A 2,199-nucleotide genomic window follows, 5' to 3' on the forward strand; every position below is an offset into this window, starting at 1 on the left:
GACTGAGCCGCCACGATCTTCTCGCGCGTAAGGGCCGCGCCGCCGCCTTTGACCATGAAGCCCCGTCCGTCGATTTCGTCGGCCCCATCGATGTAAACCGACAACTCGGCCACGTCATTCGAGTCGAACACGGGGATGCCCAGCGCCTGCAGGCGTTCGGTGCTGGCCACCGAGCTGGACACGGCGCCCTTGATCTGGTCCTTCATGGAGGCCAGGGCATCAATGAACTTGTTGACCGTGGAGCCGGTGCCGACACCGACAATGTCACCTGGCACCACGTACTGAAGCGCCGCCTGGCCCACCAGGGATTTGAGTTCGTCTTGTGACAGCGCGGCCTTGGATTGGGAGATAGGGTTTGTCATCTGGGAAAATCGGGTGAGTAATAGAAACTTAGTACAAAAACTGTTCAGGAATTATCCGATGTCTCTCGTCCCCTACGCCCTCGCCCGCCCATTTTTATTTAGCCTGGACCCGGAGGCGGCACACGAGTTGACCCTGCACGCCTTGGCCCGTCTGCAAGGCACCCCTCTGAAGATGGCTTATTGCGCGAGCCGCGTCGATGACCCGATTAAGCTGGCCGGTCTGACTTTTCCGAACCGGGTAGGTCTGGCCGCCGGTTTGGACAAAAATGCGCGCTGCATTGATGGACTGGGCGCCATGGGCTTTGGTTTTGTCGAGGTCGGCACCGTCACCCCGCTGGCGCAGCCGGGCAACCCCAAACCCCGCATGTTTCGCCTGCCCAAGGCGCAAGCACTGATCAACCGCCTGGGATTCAACAACGAGGGGCTGGACGCCTTCATTGCCAACGTCAAACAATCCTCCCTGTACCGGCAACGCCAGAATGCCAGCGCACTGAACGCGGGGGAACCGGGGAAAGCGCCGGCGATGCTGCTGGGCTTGAACATCGGCAAGAACGCCGTCACACCGATTGAGAACGCCGTCGATGACTACCTGGCCTGCCTGGACGGTGTCTACCCTTACGCCGACTACGTCACCATCAATATATCGAGCCCGAACACCAAAAACCTGCGCGCCCTGCAAAGCGATGAGGCGCTGGACGGCCTGCTGGGCGCCATTGCACGCCGCCGTGATGCGCTGGCCGTGCAACATGGCACACCGGATGGACAGGGCGGTGTGGCACCACGCCGCGTGCCGATCTTCGTCAAAATCGCGCCGGACCTGGATGAAGCTCAGGTCGAGGTGATTGCAGCCATGCTGAAGCGCCATGCCATGAATGGGGTGGTCGCCACCAACACCACGCTCAGCCGGGACGCCGTCAAGGGACTTGCGCACGGCGATGAGGCCGGTGGACTGTCCGGCGCGCCCGTGCTGGCGATGAGCAACCGCGTCATCACCCAACTGCGCAACGCTTTGGGCAAGGGTTTTCCCATCATCGGCGTCGGCGGGGTCATGAGCGCGGAGGATGCGGTGAGCAAAATCAAGGCCGGCGCCGATGTGGTGCAGATCTATACCGGTCTCATTTACAAGGGCCCAGCGCTCGTGAAACAGGCCGCGACTTTGATTAAAAAGACCTTCTAGCCCCCGTTCCATATGCGTGGGAAGCTATTAATTAAATAGCAACTCAGGCGGACGGGCGATTCGAAAGAAGGTCCGCCACGTAGGCTCCAATCGCCAGCGCGCTCGTCAAGCCCGGCGATTCAATGCCAAACAGGTTGACCAGGCCCGGCACGCCATGGTCGGCGGGCCCTTGAATCAGGAAGTCGCAGGCGGCCTCATGAGGCGCGTGAATTTTGGGGCGAATGCCGGCATAGCCCGGAATCAAGGCGCCGTCTTGCAGCGCCGGCCAGTACTTGCGCACCTCGGCATAAAACGCGTCGCCCCGCGCCGGGTCCACCACCAGATCATCCGGAGAGCTGACCCATTGCACGTCGGGGCCGAACTTGGCCTGGCCGCCCAGATCGAGCGTGAGATGCACGCCCAAACCGGCAGCTTGCGGCACCGGATAGATCAAATGACGAAACGGCGCACGGCTGGAGAGCGTGAAGTAATTTCCCTTGGCAAAATAGGCGCGCGGCACATGGCGCGGGTCCAGCCCTTTGAAACACCCAGCCAGCGCCGGGGCCTGCAAGCCAGCGGCGTTCACCACTGTTTTGGCGTGCAAGCGCGTGCCGTCTTTCGCTATTAAATTTATAGCTGACTGCGAACATTCGGCGTGGGCTAGAGCCGAATTCATTGCGA

Annotated in this window: 3 protein-coding genes; 1 reads left to right on the forward strand and 2 read right to left on the reverse strand. The window is 61.2% G+C overall.

Annotated elements, in window-relative coordinates; translation table 11 throughout:
- Window positions 1–362 (reverse strand): ribose-5-phosphate isomerase A (locus B3V69_RS14255; RefSeq protein ID WP_296447602.1); only part of this gene is annotated, 362 nt, incomplete at its 3' end.
- Between the two features lie 58 nt (window positions 363–420).
- Here B3V69_RS14255 and B3V69_RS14260 point away from each other — a divergent pair.
- Window positions 421–1,539, forward strand: a complete 1,119-nt coding sequence (locus tag B3V69_RS14260) for a quinone-dependent dihydroorotate dehydrogenase (protein ID WP_296447603.1) — start codon at window positions 421–423, stop codon at window positions 1,537–1,539.
- A gap of 43 nt (window positions 1,540–1,582) precedes the next feature.
- Here B3V69_RS14260 and B3V69_RS14265 read toward each other — a convergent pair.
- Window positions 1,583–2,199 (reverse strand): NAD(P)/FAD-dependent oxidoreductase (locus B3V69_RS14265; protein WP_296447605.1); only part of this gene is annotated, 617 nt, incomplete at its 5' end.

This window comes from Rhodoferax sp. UBA5149, assembly GCF_002413825.1.
Lineage (GTDB): Bacteria > Pseudomonadota > Gammaproteobacteria > Burkholderiales > Burkholderiaceae_C > Rhodoferax.

Bases quoted from the DNA above. Each gene is read 5' to 3' on its own strand.
- B3V69_RS14260 (WP_296447603.1), top strand. From the start codon at position 421: ATGTCTCTCGTCCCCTACGCCCTCGCCCGCCCATTTTTATTTAGCCTG.